General features: G+C 73.5%; 18 protein-coding genes and 2 pseudogenes. 7 read left to right on the forward strand and 13 right to left on the reverse strand.

The window, feature by feature from the left end:
• Window positions 1–77: 77 nt before the first annotated feature.
• Together AB0J21_RS31925 and AB0J21_RS31930 are read right to left on the reverse strand one after the other, a co-directional pair.
• A complete protein-coding gene (locus AB0J21_RS31925) occupies window positions 78–641 on the reverse strand; it encodes an EF-hand domain-containing protein (protein ID WP_363149646.1) in 564 nt (187 codons plus the stop codon).
• A gap of 297 nt (window positions 642–938) precedes the next feature.
• Window positions 939–2,309, reverse strand: coding sequence for a glycoside hydrolase family 76 protein (locus AB0J21_RS31930; protein WP_363149647.1), 1,371 nt, complete (start codon window positions 2,307–2,309; stop codon window positions 939–941).
• A 371-nt stretch (window positions 2,310–2,680) separates the two neighbouring features.
• On the opposite strand from AB0J21_RS31930, the gene AB0J21_RS31935 reads away from it, so the two are divergent.
• Both AB0J21_RS31935 and AB0J21_RS31940 read left to right on the forward strand, forming a co-directional pair.
• Entirely contained in the window at window positions 2,681–4,357 is a 1,677-nt protein-coding gene (locus AB0J21_RS31935; protein ID WP_363149648.1) for a serine/threonine-protein kinase, read from the forward strand.
• Window positions 4,358–4,678: 321 nt separating this feature from the next.
• Window positions 4,679–5,878, forward strand: a complete 1,200-nt coding sequence (locus AB0J21_RS31940) for an acyl-CoA dehydrogenase family protein (RefSeq protein ID WP_363149649.1) — start codon at window positions 4,679–4,681, stop codon at window positions 5,876–5,878.
• 196 nt (window positions 5,879–6,074) lie between these two features.
• Here AB0J21_RS31940 and AB0J21_RS31945 read toward each other — a convergent pair whose 3' ends face one another.
• The 4 genes and pseudogenes from AB0J21_RS31945 to AB0J21_RS31960 form a co-directional block, all read right to left on the reverse strand.
• Entirely contained in the window at window positions 6,075–6,365 is a 291-nt protein-coding gene (locus AB0J21_RS31945; RefSeq protein ID WP_363149650.1) for an SCO5918 family protein, read from the reverse strand.
• Window positions 6,366–6,654: 289 nt separating this feature from the next.
• On the reverse strand, window positions 6,655–6,858 hold the full coding sequence (locus AB0J21_RS31950; RefSeq protein ID WP_030788646.1) for a cold-shock protein: 204 nt from the start codon (window positions 6,856–6,858) through the stop codon (window positions 6,655–6,657).
• A 558-nt stretch (window positions 6,859–7,416) separates the two neighbouring features.
• Window positions 7,417–7,722, reverse strand: a pseudogene (locus AB0J21_RS31955) (MerR family transcriptional regulator); the annotation flags it as partial.
• Between the two features lie 180 nt (window positions 7,723–7,902).
• Window positions 7,903–9,915, reverse strand: a complete 2,013-nt coding sequence (locus AB0J21_RS31960; RefSeq protein WP_363149651.1) for a SpoIIE family protein phosphatase — start codon at window positions 9,913–9,915, stop codon at window positions 7,903–7,905.
• A 373-nt stretch (window positions 9,916–10,288) separates the two neighbouring features.
• Between AB0J21_RS31960 and AB0J21_RS31965 the strand changes: the two genes are divergently transcribed.
• Entirely contained in the window at window positions 10,289–12,493 is a 2,205-nt protein-coding gene (locus tag AB0J21_RS31965) for a TerD family protein (RefSeq protein WP_363149652.1), read from the forward strand.
• Between the two features lie 55 nt (window positions 12,494–12,548).
• Here the strand turns inward: AB0J21_RS31965 and AB0J21_RS31970 are convergent, their stop codons facing one another.
• Window positions 12,549–13,409: a DUF4232 domain-containing protein gene (locus AB0J21_RS31970; RefSeq protein ID WP_363149653.1), complete on the reverse strand. Its 861-nt coding sequence runs from the start codon at window positions 13,407–13,409 to the stop codon at window positions 12,549–12,551.
• Between the two features lie 149 nt (window positions 13,410–13,558).
• On the reverse strand, window positions 13,559–15,475 hold the full coding sequence (locus tag AB0J21_RS31975) for a protein kinase (protein ID WP_363149654.1): 1,917 nt from the start codon (window positions 15,473–15,475) through the stop codon (window positions 13,559–13,561).
• A 44-nt stretch (window positions 15,476–15,519) separates the two neighbouring features.
• Here AB0J21_RS31975 and AB0J21_RS31980 point away from each other — a divergent pair, with 44 nt between their 5' ends.
• On the forward strand, window positions 15,520–16,098 hold the full coding sequence (locus AB0J21_RS31980; protein ID WP_363149655.1) for an RNA polymerase sigma factor: 579 nt from the start codon (window positions 15,520–15,522) through the stop codon (window positions 16,096–16,098).
• Here the strand turns inward: AB0J21_RS31980 and AB0J21_RS31985 are convergent.
• Window positions 16,037–16,948, reverse strand: coding sequence for a hypothetical protein (locus tag AB0J21_RS31985; protein ID WP_363149656.1), 912 nt, complete (start codon window positions 16,946–16,948; stop codon window positions 16,037–16,039). The genes AB0J21_RS31980 and AB0J21_RS31985 overlap by 62 nt on opposite strands.
• Before the next feature lie 37 nt (window positions 16,949–16,985).
• On the reverse strand, window positions 16,986–17,540 hold the full coding sequence (locus tag AB0J21_RS31990) for a CGNR zinc finger domain-containing protein (protein WP_363149657.1): 555 nt from the start codon (window positions 17,538–17,540) through the stop codon (window positions 16,986–16,988).
• 26 nt (window positions 17,541–17,566) lie between these two features.
• Here AB0J21_RS31990 and AB0J21_RS31995 point away from each other — a divergent pair, with 26 nt between their 5' ends.
• Window positions 17,567–18,526: an EamA family transporter gene (locus AB0J21_RS31995; protein ID WP_363149658.1), complete on the forward strand. Its 960-nt coding sequence runs from the start codon at window positions 17,567–17,569 to the stop codon at window positions 18,524–18,526.
• Between the two features lie 79 nt (window positions 18,527–18,605).
• On the opposite strand, the pseudogene AB0J21_RS32000 reads toward AB0J21_RS31995, so the two are convergent.
• Together AB0J21_RS32000 and AB0J21_RS32005 are read right to left on the reverse strand one after the other, a co-directional pair.
• A pseudogene (locus tag AB0J21_RS32000) lies at window positions 18,606–18,970 on the reverse strand (hypothetical protein).
• A gap of 311 nt (window positions 18,971–19,281) precedes the next feature.
• Entirely contained in the window at window positions 19,282–19,695 is a 414-nt protein-coding gene (locus AB0J21_RS32005) for an ATP-binding protein (RefSeq protein WP_363149659.1), read from the reverse strand.
• 226 nt (window positions 19,696–19,921) lie between these two features.
• Here AB0J21_RS32005 and AB0J21_RS32010 point away from each other — a divergent pair, with 226 nt between their 5' ends.
• Together AB0J21_RS32010 and AB0J21_RS32015 are read left to right on the forward strand one after the other, a co-directional pair.
• A complete protein-coding gene (locus AB0J21_RS32010; protein ID WP_363149660.1) occupies window positions 19,922–21,187 on the forward strand; it encodes an XRE family transcriptional regulator in 1,266 nt (421 codons plus the stop codon).
• Complete coding sequence (locus tag AB0J21_RS32015) at window positions 21,184–21,711, forward strand: GNAT family N-acetyltransferase (RefSeq protein WP_363149661.1); 528 nt, start codon at window positions 21,184–21,186, stop codon at window positions 21,709–21,711. The genes AB0J21_RS32010 and AB0J21_RS32015 overlap by 4 nt, the downstream gene beginning before the upstream one ends.
• A 163-nt stretch (window positions 21,712–21,874) precedes the next feature.
• Here AB0J21_RS32015 and AB0J21_RS32020 read toward each other — a convergent pair whose 3' ends face one another.
• Window positions 21,875–22,135, reverse strand: a complete 261-nt coding sequence (locus AB0J21_RS32020; protein ID WP_363149662.1) for a hypothetical protein — start codon at window positions 22,133–22,135, stop codon at window positions 21,875–21,877.
• Window positions 22,136–22,162 lie beyond the last annotated feature (27 nt).

Raw genomic sequence — 22,162 nt, forward strand, 5'->3', positions numbered from 1 at the left:
CCACGGCCGTCTTCGCGGTGCCGCCGTCCGCTCTCCCGGCGTCCCGGTTGTCCGTGTTCACGCTGCCCGGGCCCGCGTCAGACCGCGGTCCCGGTGACCAGCTGGTCCCCGGCCCCGGACCCGGAGACCAGGCGGTCACCGGGGATGCCCGCCTTGTCGGGGGCGTAGTAGTCCCTGATCCCCTCGGCCCAGACCGGCACCGGCACGCGGTCGTCCGCCGTGGGGCCGAAGGCGTCGAAGAGCGCTTCGACGTTGTCGCGTTCGAAGCCGATCGCCGCCATCAGGGCGTGGAAGGCGGGGCGTTCGATGAGCCCGTCGCCGTCCGGGTCGCCCAGTGCGGCGAGCGCCTCGGCGAACTCGGTGATCGTCGCGTCGAAGCGCTCGGGCGACAGGACGCAGGCGGTGTACTCCTCGAAGCTGATCTCGCCGTCCCCGTTGGCGTCCAGCTCGGTGAGCAGCGTCGTCCAGTACCGGGCGAAGGCCGCCCGCATGGCGTCGTGCGCCGCCCGCCCGGACCGCGGGGCGGCGGCCACGACCCGGTCGCCCATGAGCGTGAAGTCGTCGGCGTCGAGCACGCCGTTCCCGTTGGCGTCCAGCAGGGAGAAGACGAGCGCGACCCGCTGGGTGGCTTCTGCACGCATAGCTCCGGCACCTTCCTCGCAACCGATTCCCGGAGCGGTGTGCCGGGCAGCCCCGGCGCCTCGCTCCGTACGGCCGGACGTCGTCCGGCCGTACCGATGGTTGTCCCGGCGGACGGCGCTTATCCGAAAAGGTGGTCTGTTTACCCAGAAAGGTGGAATGGGGCTGAAATCCTTGCGCGCCGGGGTCGGCGCGTGCTCGCACCGAGCCCAGTGCCCCGGAGACCCGGAACACCAGAAGCCGGGGCCCCGGAGACCCGGAGCCCCGGCGATCCACTGGCCTTACCGGGTGGGGGTGGTTCAGAGCAGCAGGTGGTAGTCGCGCGGGCTCCAGGCGGCCAGGGCCTGCATCTCGACCAGTGCGGCCTGGGCGTTGACGGCCAGCGGGTCCCGCGTGGTGAGCAGGCCGGTGCTCTCGTCGACTTTCTCCCACAAGAGGTCGGCGTACTTCTGCTGCTCTCGGCGGTAGCGGTCGTCGGGGCGGATCGAGTGCAGGAGCAGCAGGTTCTTGAAGAACACCACGGCGCCGGGGACGTCGTTGACGAAGGTCTCGCCGGAGCCGTAGAAGTCGAGCGCCGTGCCGGCGATGTCGCTCGCCCGCCGCAGGTAGCCGCGTTCCCCGGTGGCCAGGTGCAGCAGGGCGGCCGCGCCGAGCATATTGCCCTGGTTGTAGGCGAGTTGCGCCTTGTCCACGGTGCCTTCGAGATCGACGTGGTCCCAGTACAGGCCGTTCGGTCCCCTGAGGTTGCGGTCGACCCAGTCGAACATCCGGAGGGAGTGCCGCAGGTGGGACCGGTTCCCGGTGAGCAGGTGGAGGCGGGCCCCGATCTCGGCACCGAGCGCGGTGGAGACCGTGTTGCGGTCGTGGTTGTCGGTGCCCTGCGTCCAGTACGTGCCACCCGGGTCGGGGTGGCCGGAGTCGTCGTCCCAGCCGTACTCGACGAGCGCGAAGACGAGTTCGGCGCGCTTGAGGGCCGCCCGGTCGCCGGTCGTGCGGTACTGCTGGAGCGCGGCGAGGCCGAGCCATTCGTTGTCGTCGTAGAAGAGGTCACCGCCCTCGCCGAGCGGCGGCAGTACGTACGAGGCGTAGCCGGGCGGGCTGGGCCGGGCCGGCGGGCTCGGCGGGTTGGCGGAGGCGGGCGCCGGGTCGTAGTACGCGGCGAGGCTCCCGGCCTGGTCGCGGACGTCCGGGGCGTAACGGCGGTCGAGCCGCAGCAGGCCGAGCGTGGCGGTGACGACCCCGGAGTACGGATAGACGTACGCGTAGGGGTTGTCCTCGGGCTGGACGGGGAAGTTCGGCGCGTAGAGCCCGGTCTTCGGGACGCGGAAGTGGCGGTTCAGGCCCTCGTACGCCGTGACCGCGCGGCGTCGGTGACGGCCGGGGGAAGAGTTGAGGTCCCGGTCCGCGTCGGCGCCCGGCTTCCGCGCCTGGGCATTGCGGGTGTTACGGGTGTCACGGCCGTTACGGGTGTCCGCCCGGGCCGTCGCCGGAAGCCCTGCCAGTGCGAGCGAACCGCCCGCCACCGCAGCGGCCTTGCCCACGGCCCTCCGGCTCGGCCGCGAGGGCCGGGGGTCCCGGGCTCGGTCCTCACCCCGGTCCCGGTCCTGGTCGAGTTCCCGGGCGTGCTGCCGTTCCCGCTCCGGCTTCCGCTCCCGCGAGGTCTCTGACATCGTTGTCAACACCCTTCCGTACACGTACACACGCTTCGTTCGGGCCCCGGCGAGGCTAGTGGCGGTGCGCGGGGCGGTCAACAACCGTGCGGGTAAGAGAAATTGGGCGCGAATGACGGCCGGGCGGCGTACGGGACGGTCGCACCGCCCCTCTGCCGGGGCGGCCCTGACGGCCCGGCGGCTGTCACGGCGACGGCCCGGCCGCAGCCGCCCGCAGTCCGGGCACCGGCCCCTCACGCGCCGCACACCCGCCTCTCACGACACGGGCGTTGCGCGGTCCCGCCGCCGGAACGACCGTCCGCCGCCTTGATCGCACAAGCTATCGTGCTATCGCCGTCTGTTCAGGTGTGCGAAGAGGGGGAGGTCTCACGGTGTCCGATCAGGGCCGGCTCGTGGTCGGCCGGTACCGGCTCGTGGAGCGGGTGGGCCGGGGCGGTATGGGGACCGTGTGGCGCGCAGAGGACGAACTGCTCGGCAGGCACGTCGCCGTGAAGAAGCTTCACGTCCCGCCGCACCTGCACGAGAGCGAGGGCGAGGTCCAGCGCCTCTACGAGCGCACCCGCCGCGAGGCGCGCAGCGCCGCCCGGATCACCCATCCGAACGTGACGGTCGTGCACGACGTCGTGGACGACGAGGGCCTGCCGTGCATCGTCATGGAGTACGTCCCCTCGGTGACCCTGGCGGACGTGCTGAAGCGGCGCGGGGCGCTGCCGCCGGCCGAGGTCGCGCGGATCGGCGGGGCCATGGCGGCCGCGCTCCGGGCCGCGCACGCGGCGGGCGTACTGCACCGGGACGTCAAGCCGGGCAACGTGCTGCTCGGGCACGACGGCCGCATCGTCCTGACCGACTTCGGGATCGCGGTGGAGCCGGGGACCTCCTCGCTCACCCGGACCGGCGAACTGGTCGGCTCGGTCCACTACCTGGCCCCGGAACGTCTGCGCAGCGGTATCGACCCCGGCCCGGCCAGTGACCTGTGGTCGCTGGGGGCGACGCTGTACCAGGCGGTCGAGGGGCAGCCGCCCTACGACCGGGACACCGCGATCGAGACGGCGTACGCCATCGCCGCCGAACCGTACGGCCCGCCGCGCCGCGCGGGGGCCCTGACCCCGGTGATCGAGGGCCTGCTCGTGAAGGACCCGGCCCGCCGCATGACCGCGCCCGAGGCCGCCCGCCTCCTGGGTCTCGTGGCGGGAACGGGAACGGGGACGACGGGTGCGGGGGACACCGTGGAGCCGCCCACCCGGCCGCAGCGGCTGGACGTTCCCCCCGTCCCCGAGCCGGGCACCGCACGGTTCGCGACGACCGTCCCGGACCACGCCGGGGGCCCGGTTCCGCCGGTCCCCGGTGGCGGGGCGGGCGGTACCGGGCGTGGGCGCCGTGCGGTCCGCTGGTCGGTGGCGGCGCTCGGGCTCGCGGCCGCCGTGACGGCCGGTGTACTGCTGTGGCAGCCGGACGGCACCTCCTCGGCGAGCGCGGAACCGCGCGGGGCGGGCGCCCCCTCGGCCGGGTCCGGTCCGTCCGCGGCCGACGGCTCGCCCGCGGGCACGTCCCCCGGCGGCTCCCCGGAGGGTTCCCCTTCGCCGAGCGACTCCCCGCCGCCGCCGGTGCCCGACGGGTATCAGCTGCGGAAGGCGGGCGAGGGGTTCTCCGTGCCCGTACGGGAGGGCTGGACGACGAAGGACCTGGGCGGCGGCCAGCTCGCCTACCTCGACCCGACGGGGCTCGCGGGCCTGCGGGTCGACGTCGTCCAGTTCGCGGGCTCCGACCCCCTCGCGCACTGGCGCGACACCGAGGAGGAGCAGACCCGCCGGGACAGTCCGGGCTACGAACGGGTACGGATGGCGGCCACGACCTTCCGGGGGCGGCCCGCCGGGTACTGGGAGTTCACCTTCAAGGGCCGGGTGCGGGACTTCCGCGCGGTGGAACTCGCGTTCAGCGGGACCAACGGGACGCAGTACGTGGTCTACCTGTCGGCGCCGCAGTCCCAGTGGGAGCAGTTCCGGCCGGTCTTCGACGCGGCGGTGAACGGCATCCGCTTCCGGGACTGACGGAAGCCGCTTCCGTGGGGGGTGCGAGGGCGAGGCTCGGCGCCTCGCCCTTCCCGTCGTCCCCGACACACCGCTCGTCACCGGCGGACCCGACACACCCGGCACACCCGCGCTCCCCTCCGTCGCGCCCGGGCCGCCTATCGTCGTGGGCCCTCCGTCGGCTCCCTCGTCCCGCCGTCGCCCCGCTCCCCCGCACCGTCCCGTACGCCCGGCCGGCGGCTTCCGTCGCCGCCCGGCGCGTGCGGCGGCCACCTGCGGGGGTCTGGGCGTCCCGGCGCGGGGTACTCGGCGGTAACCAGGAGTCTTCGAGAGGCGGCTGTGATGGCGGAGCACCAGCACCGGACTGATCCGGGTGCGGTCGAGGGGGATTTCTACCGGGTGAAGGACCTGCTGGACACGGACGAGCGCAAGAGGCTCGACTCCGTACGGGAGTTCCTGGTCACGCGGGTCGCGCCGCACGCCAACGAGTGGTGGGAGCAGGAGCACACCCCGCTCGGTCTGCGGGAGGAGATCCGGACGCTCGGGATCACCGGGGAGCCGGGGGACGCGGACGGCATCGCCCCGCGCGGCCACCTGTTCGCCGGACTGCTCGGCATGGAGATGGCGCGGGTCGATCCCTCGTTCGCGACCTTCTTCGGGGTGCACGCGGGGCTCGCCATGGGGTCGATCCGGGAGTGCGGTTCGGCGGAGCAGCGGGAGCGGTGGCTGCCGGCGATGTCGCGCTGGGAGAAGACCGGCGCCTTCGGGCTCACCGAGCCGCTCGTCGGCTCGGGCACCGCGCTCGGGCTCACGACCACGGCGCGGCGCGAGGGCGACGTGTGGGTGCTCAACGGCGAGAAGAAGTGGATCGGCAACGCGACCTTCGCCGACCTGATCGTCATCTGGGCGAAGGACGAGGAGGACGAGCAGGTCAAGGGCTTCGTCGTGGAGAAGGGCACCCCGGGGTTCAGCGCCCGCAGACTGGAGCACAAGATCGCGCTGCGCGGGGTGCAGAACGCGCACATCGTGCTGGAGGACGTCCGGGTCCCCGAGGCCGACCGGCTCCAGGAGGCGCACTCCTTCCGGGACACCGCGCGGGTGCTGAAGGTGACGCGCGGCGGGGTCGCGTGGAGCGCGACGGGCTGTGCGATCGGGGCCTACGAGGCGGCTCGCGCGTACACCGTGGAGCGGGAGCAGTTCGGACGGCCCATCGCCGGCTTCCAGCTCGTCCAGGACCTGCTGGCGCGGATGCTCGCGAACATCACGGCGTCCCAGGCGATGGTCGTGCGGATGGCCGCCCTGGAGGAACGCGACGAGATGTCCGACGCGCAGGCCGCTCTGGCCAAGATGTTCTGCACCTCGCGCATGCGGGAGACGGTGGCCTGGGCCCGGGAGGTGTTCGGCGGCAACGGCATCCTGCTCGAACACGACGCCGCCCGCTTCTTCGCCGACGCGGAGGCGCTGTACTCGTACGAGGGCACCCGCGACATGAACGCGCTGATCGTGGGGCGCGCGGCGACGGGGTACAGCGCGTTCGTATGAACCGGACGGCGGACGGGCCCGGCGACGATCCCGCCACGGCAACGGCCGACGCCCCGCCCGCGCACGATCAGGTGCGCGGGCGGGGCGTCGGTCGTACGGCCGGGAGGGGGCCGGGAGGCCGGGGTCCTACGGCCCTGGACGCCGGGGGCGGGGCCGTTGTCGCGTCAGCGGCCCTGGGCGCCGGTCCGGTGGCGCGTCAGCCGAGCGTGCCCTCGGGGGAGCCGAGCGAGAAGGGCTCGGGGACCACCGGCTGCGGTGCGGCGTGGCACGTGAAGCCGAGCCGGGTCAGGGCGCGGACCACCTCTCCCGCGGAGAAGTCCCGCCGGTCCTGACCGGTGATGACCTGGCCCACCTGCTTGACGGGGTACTGGCGGCGGCCGATGGTCACCGACTCCGCGGTGATCGCCTCCGGGGCGATGCCCTTCATCGACGCCTGCACATCGCTTTTGATCAGATCGAAGGGGTACCGGGCAATCACGCAGCGCATCGTGCCTCATCTGGGTCGTTGGAGGTCCGCCACGGGCTGGGCGGGAGGGAGTCCATCGGTCGCGTCGTCCTGGCGGCGTCTTCCGGAGCCGTCGGGGGCCGGCGGGGCCGTCGCCCTTTGTGCCGGGCGGCCGGGGCCGTCGGTAATTCCTGGGTGCCGTCCCGGGCGGCCCGTTCCGCGGTTCCCGCGACGGGCCCGGCCGAAAGGCGGGAAGTGAAAGGGCTTTCACGACGGACCGGGGCCCGCACCACTGTGGTGGTGCGGGCCCCGGTCGCGGAACGCGTCGGCGTCAGGCGGGAACGATGTTCTCGGCCTGCGGGCCCTTCTGGCCCTGCGTGACGTCGAAGGTCACCTTCTGGCCCTCCTGCAGCTCGCGGAAGCCCTGGGTGGCGATGTTCGAGTAGTGAGCGAAGACGTCCGCGCCGCCGCCCTCCTGCTCGATGAAGCCGAAGCCCTTTTCCGCGTTGAACCACTTGACGGTGCCAGTAGCCATGTACATCTCCTCTGTGGGGCAGTTCTCGGGCGGACCGCACTGTGCGATCGCCCGCGTCGCCGCGATGATCTCCCCATTCGGAGAAAATACCGAACAAACAAAGCGCATCCATCGGAGTGAAATCTCCCGGGGTGAAACCCGGGGGCGAAATCAGCGCCGAGGCTGTGCTGTGCGCCGTAATTTGACGGGAACCACAACTAGCAACTGAAAATCAGCGTAGCACGCCGGTCCCGCCCGGCCCGGAGGAAATGTGGCTCCGGTCAGTTCCGCCCGCGCGGCCGCGCGGGCGGAACTCGCGGAACTCCCGGGGCGAAATCACGGAAACGGAATTCTGTTTTCTGTCGCCGCCGGAACAGATATTCATTCACCGCGGGCCGGGGCCGGCGCCCCGGCCCTCCCGGCGTCCGCGGGGTCCTCCGCCCGCCCCGTGTCCTTGGCGGCCCCGGCGGCCCCGGCCCTCCTGGCGCCCGCGACGTCTTCGGCCGCCCCGGCGTTCTCTGCGTTCTCTGCGTCCTCTACGTCCTCTACGTCCTCGACGTCCTCGACGTCCTCGACGGTCAGTTCCTCGTTGCGTCGCTGGGCCCGGGCCAGCCGGTCCTCCAGGTCGACGATCCGGCACGCGGCCTCGACGGGCGTTCCCTGGTCGACCAGCTCACGGGCGCGGGCAGCGGTCCTGAGCTGCTTCCTGGAGTAGCGCCTGTGCCCGCCCTCGGAGCGCAGCGGCACGATGAGGCCGGCCTCCCCCACGGCCCGCAGGAAGGCGGGTGTCGCACCGATCAGCTCGGCGGCCCGGCCCATGGTGTAGGCGGGGTAGTCGTCGTCGTCCAGTCGGTCGCTCGTGCGGGGCGGGATCTCTTGGGGCACGTACGTCTTCTTCTCTCGGGGTCGGTCGGGCTCGCCTGCGGCGGACATCTGCCACCACTGTGACAGCTTTTCATCCCCGGCGGTGTGAGCCCGTGCGAGCTTCGCCCGCTCCCCCACCCCGCACCCGCCCGTCCGGTACCAGGCGGGTTCGGGGCTGGTCGGAGGGGCGGCAGGCGCGGCTCAGTCCTGCTCGCCGAGTTCGAACCACACCGTCTTGCCCTCGGGCTCCGGGCGCACGCCCCAGGCCTGGGACAGGAGGTCGAGGAGGACGAGGCCGCGGCCCGAGGAGGCGAGTTCGCCGGGGGCGCGCTGGTGGGGCAGTTCGTCGCCCCGGTCGGTGACCTCGATGCGCAGGGAGCGCCGGCCCCGGTCGCCGAGGACGCGGACGGCGAGCGCGGCGGACTGGTCGGTGTGGACGAGGACGTTGCCGAGGAGTTCCGAGGTGAGCAGGACGGCGGTGTCGACCTGGTCCTCCCGCGTCCAGTCGTGGAGCAGGGCGCGTAGTTCCTCGCGGGCCTCGGAGAGCCCTTCGCCCTGGTCCTGGCGGATGGTGAGGACGAGGCGGCGTTCGGGCACGGCGGTGGAGGTGTCCTCGGCGTCCCTGCGCAGCAGGAGCAGGGCGATGTCGTCGCCGCCCCGGGTGGGGGCCTGCTCGTGGGGTTCGCGGGCGGGCCCGGTGACGACGCCCATGAGGCGGTCGGCCATGCCCTCCAGGTCGGCGGCGGGGGCGTCCGTCATGGCGTCCCGCAGCCGCACCCAGCCGGTGAACATGTCGTGGCCGCCGGTCTCGATCAGGCCGTCCGTGCAGAGCATGAGGACCTCGCCCTCGCCCAGTTCCATGACGTCCACGGGGTAGTCGTTCTCGCCGGCCATGAGCCCGAGCGGCAGCCCGCCCCGGATGTGCCGGACGAGGCAGGTGCCGTCGGGCAGCCGCAGGACGGGGTGCGGATGCCCGGCGCGGGCCACGTGGAGGGTGCCGGTGGCGGGGTCGGCCTCGACGTAGACGCAGGTCGCGAACCGTTCCTCGTCGACGGCGGCGAGGAACCGGGAGGTGCGCGAGAGGATCGCGTCCGGGCCGTGCCCCTCGGCGGCGTAGGCGTGGACGGCCGTGCGCAGCTGCGACATGAGGCCCGCCGCGTGCACGTCGTGTCCCTGGACGTCGCCGATGACGAGGCCGACCCGGCCGCTGGGCAGGTCGATCACGTCGTACCAGTCGCCGCCGACCATGAGACCGCCGCCGGTCGGGACGTAGCGCGTCGCGACGGCGAGTCCGCCGCGCGCCTCCCCCGCGGCCCCCATGCTGCTGCGCAGGCCCCGGGAGAGCGCGAGTTCCGCCGTGTTCGCGCGGCTGCGTTCGAAGACCTGGGAGAGAAGTACGGCCGTCGTGTCGAGAAGGGCCCGTTCGGGTGAGCCGAACTCCTTCGGGCTGTCGAACGCGGCCAGCCACACGGCGGTGACCCGGCCCGCCGCGGTCAGCGGGAGGAAGGCCCAGGCGCCCCGGCCCTTGCGCGCCGAGAGCTGCCAGGTGGCGGGGAAGCGGTCGCGGTACTCCTCCGGGGAGGACAGGAAGACGGCACGGCCCGTACGGGCGACCTCCACCGCCGGATAACCCGTGGTCAACGGCATGCGGAAGCTCTTGTCGAGGCCGCCGGGACGGAAGTCGGCCTGCGCGACGGCGTTGAGGAAGCTCTCGCCGACCCCGAACACGACCTGCCCGTGGAGGTCGAAGTCCGCGCCGGCCCGCAGCCGGACGACGACCCGCAGCGCCTCCTCCAGCGAGGTGGCCTCCGCGAGCGCGTGCCCGGCGTCCAGGAGCGTGGCCTCCCGGGGGCGGCGCGGACCGCCGCCCGTCGCGGGCGGCGCGGAGCCGGGCGGGCCCTCGTCGGGCACGCCGGTCTCGGGCACGCCGGTCTCGGGCGCACCGGCCTCGGGCGCACCGGCCTCGGGCGTGGGCGGCAACTGGTTGAGCGCCTCGATCTGGCGCCGTTCGGCCGCCTTGTGCCCTTCCCCGCGCAGCGGGGGGAACGTGCCCTTGTCCCGCGGGGCACGGGACGGGTCCGCCGACGAGGAGGCGTCCCGCCCCCCACCGTCCGCCGCACGTCCGCCCGCACCGGCCCCCGCCCCGGGGCGGTCCCCGGCGGCCCCCTCACCACCGCGCCCGGAACGGCCGTCGCCCTCAGTGCCCTCGCTCAAGCCCCTCTCCTCCCAGCGGCCTCGTGGCGCACGCGCCCTCGTACGGCTACGACGGGTACGCGGGGGCGTGCGCGCGGCTCTCTGGGTCCATGCTCCGACTGTCCGGCGGGGTCCGCAGCGCGGAGGAACACCGAGCGGGTACGGCGACGCGACGCCGGCGCGGTGATCCGCGGGGCATGGGCCCGGTGATCCGCAGGACGTCGGCGCGGTGATGCGGAGGGCGGTGGTCCGTTCTTCACCTGATCTTCCGATCCTCGCCACAAGTCCGACGCCCCGGCGTACGGTGAGCCCGGGGGTGCGCGGCGGGTGACCGCCGGGGCACGGAACGACGTCCGGTGGGCCGCGGGGATGCGGCACCGCCGTGGGGGGCCGTATGCATGAGATGGCCAAGGGGTCGAACGTGGACCTCTCCGCGCTGAGCGAGGACGCGGACTCGGTTCTGGTGGGGCTGAACTGGAGCAGTGCGGACGGCGAGGGCGACGCCGACGTGTCGGTGCTGCTGCTGGGCGACGACGGCCGGGTGCGCAGCGACGCGGACTTCTTCTTCTACAACAACCCGTCCGCCGCCGACGGCAGCGTGCAGCTCCTGGGCAAGGTGCCGACCGGGACGGGGAGCGAGGACCGGGTCAGTGTCGACCTGAGCGCGGTCCCGGCCGCTGTCGAGCGGGTCGTGGTCGCCGCGAGCCGGGACCGGGGCTCACGGTTCGGGGACCTCGACGGGCTGCGCGTGACCCTGGGCGACCGCCACGGGGAGCCTCTGCTGAGCTATCCGATCGACGACGCCACGGTCGAGAGCGCCTTCCTCTTCGGTGAGCTGTACCGGAGGAACGGGCACTGGAAGTTCCGCGCGATCGGCCAGGGCTACGAGTCGGGGCTGGCCGGACTCGCCACGGACTTCGGCATCGACGTCGACGAGGAGGCGGAGGAAGCGACGGAGGCGGCGGCCGGGACCGAGGCCCGCACCGGCGCCGGGGACTCCGGAGCCGGGCCGCAGGCTGTCGCGGCGAGCGGCGGCTCGTCGGGCGAGGGCTCCCCGGGTGAGGGGACGGTCGTCCTCCCGGCGCCGCGCGTCCACACCGAGGGAGCCGCGGCTGCCGTGCTCGCGACCGCGACCGCGACCGGCGTAGCCGCGCCACCGGTGCCGGACGGGACCGCCGTACCCGCGCCGACCGGTACGGGAGTGACCGGGTCGCCGACGGCACCGCGCCCCCGCCGTCCCCGGACCGCCAAGAAGAAGGTGACGCTGCCGAAGGTCGTCGGGAAGTCGCTCGCCGAGAACGAGGCGTGGCGCCCGGCCCGGCTGTTCCCCGTGCCCTCGCTCAAGAGCGACCGGGAGCGCGAGGTGCGGGCGACGTCCGTGCTTCTCGCGGTACTCGCCGAGGTACCGGAGTTCGCGCGCCGTCTGCTGGCCGGTTTCGGGGCGCCGGCCGGGCGGACGCAGACCTTCACGGAGGTCGTACTGCCCCACGGGGACAGCCCCAGGCGTCCGGACGGGGTCATCCGCGTGGAACGGGCCGGAAAACTGTGGACGGCCCTCGTCGAGACCAAGACCAATGGCAATCCGCTCAAGTCCGAGCAGGTCCAGGCCTATATGGACATCGCGACGCGGCGCGGGTACGAGGCGGTGATCACCCTCTCGAACGACGTCGCCCTCGAAGGCACCCCGCTGGTCGAGGTGCGTACCGACGGACGGCGCAAGAACCGGGCCGCGCTGCGGCATCTGTCCTGGGCCGAGGTGACGCAGCAGGCACAGCTGCTGATCCGGCACGAGGGTGTGGGCAACGCGGCGCACGCGTGGCTGCTCCAGGAGCTCCTGCACTACCTCCAGCACGACAACTCGGGCTGTCACGGCTTCCAGAACATGGGCCCGGCCTGGGTTCCGGTGCGCAACGGCATCGACGCCGAGACGCTGTGCCTGGGTGATCCGCAGGCGGTCGCGGTCGTGGAGAGCTGGGAGCGGCTGATCCGTCAGGTGTGTCTGCGGCTCGGCGGTGAGCTGGGGCGCAGAACTCTGCCCGTGCAGCGGGCACGACGCGGGAGCGGGCCGACGGACCGGCGTCTCGCTCAGGCCGACCGGCTGTGCGGGGCGGGGCTGCTGGAGGCGGAGATCCGGACGGAGGGGGCGGTGTCGCCGGTCGGGATCGCCGCTGATCTGCGGACCGGGAAGATCCGGGTGTCCATGGAGGTGCCGCCGCCCGAGGCGGCCTATCCCCTCACGGTCGTCAAGCGGCTCCTGCGCCTCCTTGAGCAGGCGCCCGCCGATCTGCACGTCGAGACGCTGGTCTCCGGCGGGAGCGGGAAGGGCCCGCGCGGCACCCTGGAGCGCCTGCGGCCGGAGCCGGGCGATCTGCTGCCCAAGGACGGGAGCGCGGTGACGGGCTTCCGGCTGTCCCTGTTCAAGGGGATGGGTCTCACCCGGGGCAGCGCGGAGACCGGGTTCATCCGGAGCGTCGACGACGCCGTGGACCGCTTCCACGGACAGGTGGTCGCACGGTTCGCGGCAGGTGGCGGCGCGACCACCTCGACCACCTCGACCACAGCGGACGCCAGGACGAGGGCGACTGCGGCGTCCACCTGAGGGACACGCCGCAGACGGCTTCGGCCCCACGGCCCCTCGGCTCCGGCCCCCGGCCTCAGCCCCCCGTGCCCAGGGCCATGGGGCCGATCTTGGCGCGGCCGGTGGAGCCGTCGGCGGAGAGGGCGCCGCCCTCCCACGGGATGGGCAGCGGGGTCTCCTGGTCGGGCGGGGTGACGCGCACCGTGGCCGGGGTCACCTGCTTCGCCCCGGTCATCTCGGGGTTGGCGAAGGACAGGGGCGCCCACGCGCTCTTGCCGGGGGACAGGGTGATCTTCATCTTGGCCCCGCCGGTGCGCTCCGGGTCGGCGGTGACCGGTGTGCCCGCGCCGTCGAGGAAGGACAGGCCGGGGAAGCCGTACACCGTGCAGGTGCCGCCCGAGGTGTTGGTCAGGACGACCGCGAAGTTCTCCTGGCCCGCGCCCGGGTGGTTGGCGCCCACGGAGGCCTTCATCTGGTCGCTGCGGCAGGCGGAGGGGGCGTCCTCGCCCGAGGAGCCGCCCTGCGCCGTTCCCCCGGAGCCCGAGGAACCGGTGGAGCCGGAGCCGCCCGAGGAGGAGTCGGAGCCGGAGGACGCGCCGTCGGCGGAGCCGGACGTGCCGGACGAGGAGTCCGAGCCGCCGTCGTCCGGGGAGCTGCCCTGCGAGGGCTTGCCCCCCTCGTCGGAGTCGCCGCCCTTGGCGCCGCCGGTGCCCGTGCCCTTGCTCGCGCCGCCGTCGTCCTGCACCGGGCCGGCGCCGGTTTTCACGTGCTGGGGCCCCGCGTCCTTGTCCCCCTCGGCCCCGCAGGCGGTCAGGAGCAGTGCGGCGGCCGCGAGCACGGCCGCGGTGCCCGCCGTGGCGGGCCTGCCGCGACGACGGCCGGAGCGGTCGCGTCCGGTCGCTGCGGGGCCCTGTGTGCTTCGTCGCGTCCTGGTCATGGCTGCGTCACTCCCGTTGTCGTTCCCCGTCGCCCCCTCAAGCCCTACACCTACCTGGGATGCGGCCCCGCCCGGAAAAGTTCGCGGGTTCCCGGACCAATTCTCCGGGGGCTCCCGCGACTGCCCCGGGACGAGGGCCGACGACGGCTTCAGGAGGGCTTCACGCTGAGGCTGCGCAGGATCTCATCCGTGGTCCTGGCGCAGTCCTCCGGGGCGACGCCGCCGCTCTCGCCGCCGCAGCGGATCTGCGCGTACACGGCGTCGGTCCCCTTCTTTCCGGCCTTCCCGGTCTTCCCGGCCTTCGGGGTCATCGCGATCTCGTAGAGCTGCTGTCCGTCCGCCCCGCACTTCTCCCAGGTGCGGACGGTGGCGTCCCAGTCGGGGACGTCGGCCTTCCGCTCGTCGCCCGCGCGGCAGCTTCCGTGCCGGACCCGCGCGACGTTCTCGGCGAGCGCCGTCGCCCCGGGCGCGAGACCCGCGAAGACCCCGTTGACGTCCTTGCCCAGGTCGCCCCAGTCCGCGACCTGCTGGGCGACGGTGAGCGCGGGCTCCTTTCCGGCGCCGAGCCCGAGCGTGGCCGGGTCCCAGTCCGGGTCGGCGTACTGCGCGGCCCACTTCGCCGGTACTTCGAGGCTGATGCGGTGCTTGCCGTCGCTCACCACGGAGGTTGTGGCGGCCTGCGCCTTCCCGCCCTTGTCGTGCTGTGCCGCTATCACCCCGCCCCCGGCGGCGAGTACGACCACCACGGCGGCCACCGTGATCCAGCGCGCCCGCCGCCGGGGCCGCCCGGGCCGCCCACTCACCGGGCCGAGAGGACTGCCCGGCGACGGCTCCGGAGGCGTACGGGGAGACGGGACGGAGGACGCGGGGGCCGCCGGGGTGGCGTACGAGTCCTTCGGCGGGACGGGTTGCCGGTCCGCGCTCAGGACCGGCCACGCCACGGACTCGGGCGCCGCCCGCAGCCTCGACTCCGATCCCCGCACGGTCACCGCCCCCCACGCGGAGGACGGAGTCGACGGGGACGAGGAGGAGGGGGACGGGGCCGCTACCGGGGCCTCTTCCGGCACGGGCGTCCGAGGACCTTCCCGCACGGGGGTGCTCGAAGCCGGTTCCGCCACGGACGACGCCGGTTCCGCCACCGGCGACACCGCTTCCGCCACGGACGACACCGGTTCCGCCACCGACGCCGCCGGTGTCTGCTCCCGTACCGGTCCCGTCGCCGCGACCGGCTCCGCCCGCCCCGCCGGAGCCGGTGTGTTCCGCAGGCGGCGCAGCGCGTCCATCAGCTCGGCGGCGGAGCTGAAGCGGTCCTCGCGGTCGGGGGCCATCGCCTTGGCGATGACGGCGCTCACGGTGGCCGGGACGTCCGGCAGCAGTTCGTGCGGGGGCAGCACCCGGCCGGGCGGTCCCGGGACCGAGCCCGTCATCAGGTGGTAGAGCAGGGCCCCGAGCCCGTACACGTCGGCGCGTACGTCGATGCCGTCCACCGGCGGGTCGGACTGTTCGGGCGCCATGTAGCCGGCGGACCCGGCGACGACGGTCAGCCCGGTGGCCTGGGCGAGGTTCTTGGCGAGGCCGAGGTCGGCGACGAGGACGCGTTCACCGCTCGCGTCGGTGCCGCCCGAGGGTCCGGCCAGCCCCTTCAGCAGTACGTTCGAGGGCTTGATGTCGCGGTGCACGATGCCGGCCTCGTGCAGGGAGGCGACTCCGCGCGCGGCCCCGGTCGTGAGCCGCAGCGCCTCCGCCTGCGGGAGGGGGCCCGCGGTCAGAAGGTCCTCGACGCTGCCGAGGTCCGCGTACTCCATGACGAAATAAGGGCGTTCGTCCGGAAGCTCGCCGACGTCGAAGACCTGCACCACCCCGCCGGAGCCGGCCCGCCGCAGCAGACGGGCCTCGCTCAGGAAGCGTTCGCGGATGTCCATGCGGTAGGCCCAGTTGTCGGCCAGGACCTTGACGGCCACGGGGGCGTCGAGGCGGTCGTCGTGGGCGAGCCAGACAACGGCGAAGGCTCCGGAACCGAGACGGCGCAGAACCCGGTACCGGCCGATCTGTTGAGGTGATGGCATACCTTTTATGATGCCCGGATGACGTCTCTCGCTCCGAAGGCCCCATGACTTCCGCCACGATCCCCCCCGACCAGCACGGACGTCCCGACACCGAGGCCCTCGCGCTGCGGGCCTCGGCGGGCGACGAACAGGCCCTCGACGATCTGCTGCGGGCGGTGAGCCCGGAGGTCGTACGCCGCTGCGGCCGTTTCCTGCTGTACCGGGAGGACGCGGAGGAGGCCGCTCAGGACGTCCTGCTCCAGATCGCCCGCAACATCCGCCGCTTCGAGGGACGCAGCCGCTTCAGCACGTGGCTGTACACCGTCGTCGCCAACTGCTCCCGGCAGAAGTACAGGGAGTTGAAGCGCCGCTCGGCCGAGCAGTCCACGGCGCCGGAGGAGCAGCAGAGCACCGATCCGCGGACGACCAGCGTCATCGCCGGTTCGCGGCTCGACCTGCTGGAGGCGCTCGACCGGCTCGAACGGGACAGCCCGCACCTGGTCGCGCCGCTCGTCTACCGGGACATCTGCCAGCTGGACTACGCCGAGATCTCCGAGCGCATGGGCATCCCGCTCGGGACCGTCAAGTCCCGTCTGCACCAGGCCCGCCGGGTGATCCGTCCGTGGCTGCTGGAAGCCATCTGAGGGGTGCTGCCGCCCCGGGGTGACCGTCCCCGGGGCCCGGTGGCAGCAGGCGGCGGGCCACGTGTTCCGTCTGCGCGCCCAGTTCCGCGAGACCTGGCTCCGCGCGGACGGCGGCGCGCACGAGCACACTGACGGCGGCCGGCCAGTCCCCCGCCTGCCCGCCGTACTGTCCCTCTCCCCCGTCACCGGGCCCGTCCCCGGTCCGGGTGCCGGGCCGCTCGCCGAGGCGGGCGAGGCCCCGGCTCAGGAGTCCGGCCGCGGTCTCCGGGTCCGCTCTGGCCAGGGCCTTCACAGCGGCGATGGCGTTCTCCAGCGCGCTCGCGGGCAGCGACCAGTCCGCCTCCGGGGCGTCCCTGCCCTCCCCGGGCTCCGTCCCCTCCCCCGCCGCCGTGCCGCCCTCGGCCAGGACCATGAGGTCCAGCCGCCAGAACAGCGGCAGCCCCGGGAACCGTACGAAGAGCAGGCGCGCGCCCGGGGAGTGCGCGTACTCGGGGTCGGTGCGGACCGCGCAGGCGTGCGCCGGGCCGGTGGAGGCGTACGCCGGGCCGGTGGAGGCCGCGCGGGCGTGCGCCGTCGTGGGGGCCCGCCGCCGCGGCCAGGCGTCGCCGTACACCTCCCGCAGCGCGCGGGCCGCCTCCCGCAGTACGGTGCCCGGTTCGCGTACGCACACGGCGAACCGGTCCGCGGGCACCCGCCACTCGATGTCCATGTCGCTGTACGCGTCGGCCCGGCCGGCCGCGAGCGAACCGCGCAGCCGGGTGACCGAACCGGGGCAGGCGCGCTCCAGCGCCGAGCGCACCAGGGACGCGGCCTTCGCGGGGGCCCCGAACTCGTCGTCGTCCTGCGTCATCCCGGCAGCGTAGGGCCTGGCAGGGCGCGATCCCGGCTCATGGCCGTGTCCCCGGGTGCCGGGCGCGGTGCCGGGCCACCGCGTCGTTGTTCGCGCACCGCACAGAGCAGTAGGCGCGCCTGCCGCCCCGCGAGGTGTCGACGTACGCGCGTGCGCACCCCGCGCGGGCGCAGCGGCCGAGCCGTTGGGCGCCCGCGAAGCACACGACGTACGCGAGCCCGGCGGCCGTCGAGGCCTTGACGTGCGCGACGGCGTCCCGGTCGTCGGGGCCGTAGTGCAGGTGCGGGTGTCCGTCGTGCAGGGAGATGCGCGGCTGCGTCGAGGCCACCGCGAGCAGCGCGTTGACCCGTGCGCAGCGCGCGGCCGGCCCGGCCTCGCGCTCCGCCTCTGCGAGGTGTGCGGCCAGGGCCGTGAAGCACGGGGCGAGACCGTCCGCCGCCCAGCGCAGGAGCGCGCGGCGGGCGGCCCCGGTGAGCGGCGGACGGTGCACGTCGTGCGCCGCGAGGACGAGGTCGAGGTCGGCGTCCGGCGAGGCGTTGACCAGGTCGGCGGCCAGCCGGGCCGCCTGACCGCCGTAATGGTTGAACTGCACAAGGCCATGACATCACGCTGAACGTCATGAGCACCAGGGAGCCGACGGGCACGAGCACCGGGGAATCGGCGGACGTGAGCGCCAGGAAGTCGGCGGAGTCGGCGGAGTCGGCGGACCGGTCGGCAGTCGGCACCGGCGGGACGCGCGACCGTCTCGTCCGGGTCGCGCCGCTCCTCGTCCTCCTCCAGATATGCAGTCTCCAGGCGGGTTCCGCGGTCGCGAAGACGACGTACGACCGGCTGGACCCGACGGCGATGGCGGGCCTGCGGCTGGGCTTCGCCGCGCTGGTCACGGCGGCGGTGGTGCGGCCCGCGGTGCACCGGCTCAGCGCGCGGCAGTGGGGCGCGGCGGGCGCGCTCGGCCTGGTGTTCGCGGCCAACAACCTGACCTTCTTCCAGGCCATCGGACGGCTCCCGCTGGGCGTCGCCTCCACGGTCGAGCTACTGGGCCCGCTGCTGCTCGCCGTCGCGCTGTCGCGTCGCCCGGCCCACCTGGCGGCCGGGCTGCTGGCCCTGGCCGGGGTGCTGCTGCTCGGCGCCCCCGGAGGTCACGTGCCAGTCGCGGGGCTCGGGTTCGGGCTCGCGGCGGCGGTCTGCCGCGGCGCGTACGTCGGCTTGAGCAAACGCGTGGGGCGGCTGTTCCCCGACTTCACCGGCCTGTCCGTGGCGCTGCTGGTGGGCGCGGTCGTCCTCGTACCGGTGGCGGCCCTCGCGGACGGCGGTGCGGTGGTGCGGCAGCCGGGCCTGCTGCTGCCGGGCCTCGCGGTGGCGCTGCTGTCCTCACTCGTGCCGTACGCCCTCGACATGACGGTGCTGCGCCGCATCGACTCACGCGCCTTCGGCGTCCTGCTGGGCCTCGGCCCGGCCGTGGGCGTGGCCATCGGCTTCCTCGCCCTGCACGAGCCGTTGAGCGCGCGCGAGGCGGTGGCGGTGGCCCTCGTCGTCGCGGCGGCCCTGTGGTCCTTCGGGGGCGGACGCGACCGCTGAGCCAAGCGGAGCGGTCACCCGGCCGACCGCTCCGCGCGGAGGGCTGAGGGCGTGCCCGGCGGCCCCTCGCGAGTCCGCGTCAGCTCAGCGCCTTCTCGACGGCCTCGAAGATGTCGGCGTCGGTCTCCCGCGCCAGGACGGCAGGTCGGGCCAGTCCGCCACGTACCCGGGCTTCGGGTCCTCGAAGTGCTGGTACATCTGCGCCGTCCAGCACGTCGCGACGAACCGGCTCTTCTGCTCCCGGGACAGCCGCGCCGCGTGCCCGCCACTGATCTCGACGAACTGCCGGACCTGCTCGTAGACCGCCCCGGCGGCCGCACGCTCCCACTGCGGGGTGTCCTCCCACGGGGTGACGTAGCCGGCCTTCGGCTCCCCGGGAAAATGCTGACGCACCCCCGCGATCCAGGTCTCCCGGAACAGTCGTGCACCTTCGGTCTGCGACATGCGAACCCCTCCCGTCACGGCGTCCTCAACGTGGCTGTCTTCTCCCCCAACTCCGCGACGGGACAGCCGCGCTGACCCGCGCCGTCGATCGCCGTTCCGGGTACCGGGCCCGCCCGCGTGTTCAGCCGAGTCCGCTCGCCGCCCTCCCCTTCCGCCACCCCGGGGAGGGGCACCCGAAGCGCCACCGGCCGTGTCGGCTTCCCCGGCCCCGGCGGTGCTGACCTGCAACCACCCGTCCGTACCGAACATCTCGATCAACTCAGACAGATGGGCCCGGGCGGCGCTGCGCGCGGAAGTCGTCTCCTCGTGGCTCACCCGCGTTCCTCCAGCTCCGCCCACACCTGCTTGCCCCACGGCAGCCGGGCGGTGCCCCAGTCCGCCGCCAGTTCGCCCACGAGAGCGAGACCACGCCCGCTCTCGTCCTCGGGGCCCGCATCCTGACGCACGGGGCACCGCCGCGAGAAGTCCACGACACCGACACGCACACGATCCCCCTCGCGGCGCTCGACCGTGACCCGGATGGACTCCCGCCGGGCGTGCCGCACGGCGTTCGCCACCAGCTCGGAGACGATCAGGACACCGTCCTCGGCCAGTCCGTCCAGCCCCCACACGGCACAGGCGGTACGCAGCAGCCGCCGGGCCGTCGCGGCGCTCTCGGGCTCGCGCGGCAGGGTCTCGCTGTAGCCGGGGTGCCCGGTCGGGCGGGATGTGACGGTCACGGTCATCAGGACCCCTCGTCGGTGAGCCGGAGGTGCGGTACGCACCAGCGGGGCGTGGGAGCGAGCGACTTCAGCGGGCCGCCACGCTTCGCCCCAGTGACGGAAAGCACTCAGTCAACGACGGAACGCGACACCACGTGAGGAAATGTCGGGCCGCTGTGCAATGCGGGCGACCGGAAATTTCGCCGCTGCTCCGACGCCGCGATCTCGCTGTCTCGCTACCTTGGGTGGCGTGGAGGCGAACACGCACCTGGCGGATGCGCTCAGCGAAGCAGGATCGACGCAGACCGAGTTGGCAGAGGCCGTGAACGACTACCTCCGGTCCCTCGGCCGGGAAGGCACGGTGAGCGACCGCACGGTGCGTCACTGGCTGACCGGAAAGACCCGCTGGCCCCACCCTCGGCAGCGCGAAGCCCTGGAGGCAGTATTCGGCCGTAGCGCCGGGGAACTCGGGTTCCGACCCCCAGCAAGCCGACGAAGCCCCAACAGGACGGAGGACCCTGTGCACCGCAGGAACTTCCTCACCGCGGCCACCGGCACGACCGCCGCCGTCGTGCCCCTGCTAGCCGCCCGACCGTACGTGGTCGGAACAACGGACGTGATCCGGCTGCGCAGCGGGCTCGACGCCCTGACGGCCCTGGACGCTTCCAGAGGCGGGCACGAGGCACTGGAACGTGCCGCGTTAGCCGGCGCGTCCGAGGCTCTGGAACTCCAGAAGCGGGCCGCCTCCCAGCGCATCCGGCAGCGCCTCTTCAGCGTGGCCGCGAACTACACCGCGTCGGCCGCCTGGTCGGCCGTGGACGCCCGCCAGAGCGACCGCGCCCAAAGCCACCTGAACCGCGCGCTGTACCTGGCGGGCATGGCGAAGGACTCCGTGGCCGAACTGCGCGTGTGGAACTCACACGCCATGCTCGCGCTGCACCGCGGGGAAGTCTCGCAAGCCGTGGATGCGGGCCAGGCAGCGCAGGCGACCGCCGTGACGCGCCGAGACCCGCTGTTCGCCTCTCTCGCCCACGCCCGCACGGCAATCGGGCATTCCGGCATCGGTGACCGCCGAGGCGCTTTGCGGTCGTTGGGGCAGGCGGAAGATGCACTGGAGAAGGCGGGCGCTGACCATTCCCGGCCGTCGTGGGTGGCCTTCTACGGCCCCGCCGAGTTGCTGGCCATCACCGCCATCGTGCGGGACAAGATCGGGGACGCGACGGGTGCCGAGGCGGCATCCCATCGCGCCTTGGCCATCATCCCGGAGCAGTTCCGCCGGAACCGCGCCCTGGCCACTCTTCAGCTCGCCACAGCACAGCTTCACCAGCGCGACGTGGACCAGGCGTGTGCGACGACGAAGAAGGTATTCGCGCTGATGCATGCCAACTCCCTGCCCGGCCGCATGCGCTCCTACCTCGGAGACTTCTACCGAAAATTGATCACTCTGGCACCGGACTCCGGAACCGCGCGAGAGTGGGAAGACCGCTATCGATCTGAATGGAGCCAGGCCCGATGACCTCAGCCCTGGAGCTGCGCCACTACGGCCACGACGATCTGCCGGCGATCCGGCAGACGTTGATCGACGTCCACGCGGACGTGCACGCCGACCGGATCGCCGACGACGAGTTCCGGCGGAAGTTCCCCTGGTTCGTGGACCACTGGGGCGGGAACCCCGGCTTCTCCTGTGTGATCGCCTACGACGGGGACGAGCCTGCGGGCTTCGCGTACGGCGCTCCCGGCGCGGAGGGCCGCGAGTGGTGGCGGGAGCACCTGGACCCGGCGCCGGAGAAGTCGCGCACGTACCACTTCTCGGAGTTGATGGTGCGCGAGCCGTGGCGCAAGACGGGCACGGCGGAGCGCCTGCACCGGGCACTCATGGACGCCCGGGAGGAAGACCTGGCGGCACTACTGGTGGACGTGACCCACCCGAAGGTCCAAGCCCTGTACGAGTCCTGGGGCTACCGCAAGGCCGGGGAGGACCAGCCGTTCCCCGACTCCCCGACGTACGCCGTGATGATCGTGGACCTGCCGCTGTCCTGAGCCGAGGGTCCACCCGACGGAAGCCGCACGCAGCCCCGTCGAGGGCCTTTCCTGCCCAGCGGCGATCATCTCGACCGCCCGCCCGACGAGTAGGTGGCGGTCCGGCTTTCCGCCGCTGCGGGACGACCTGGTGCCCCAGCAACTCAGCGTGAAAGAGACGACTTCAGAGGGAGAGACCCACCAGGTCGGTAAGTTGACGCATCTCGGTGGTGAGGGTGCGCCGCCGGGCGATCGTGTCGGCCAGCGTGTGCCGCGCGTAGGGCTGCTCCGCGATCCACTCCGGGGCCTCGGCCGCGACTTCCCCGAACACTTCGAGCGCGCGGCCGGGCTGACGCGTCATGGTGTACGCCTTGGCCACGTCGAGCCGGTGACGGTGGTACTCGGACCCCGTGCCGCCCCTCAGCCGGTCGGCGATCTCCAGCACCTCGTCCGGCCGGTCCGTGACAACGCC

Origin of the sequence: Streptomyces sp. NPDC049954 (assembly GCF_040656295.1) — a bacterium.
GTDB lineage: Bacteria > Actinomycetota > Actinomycetes > Streptomycetales > Streptomycetaceae > Streptomyces.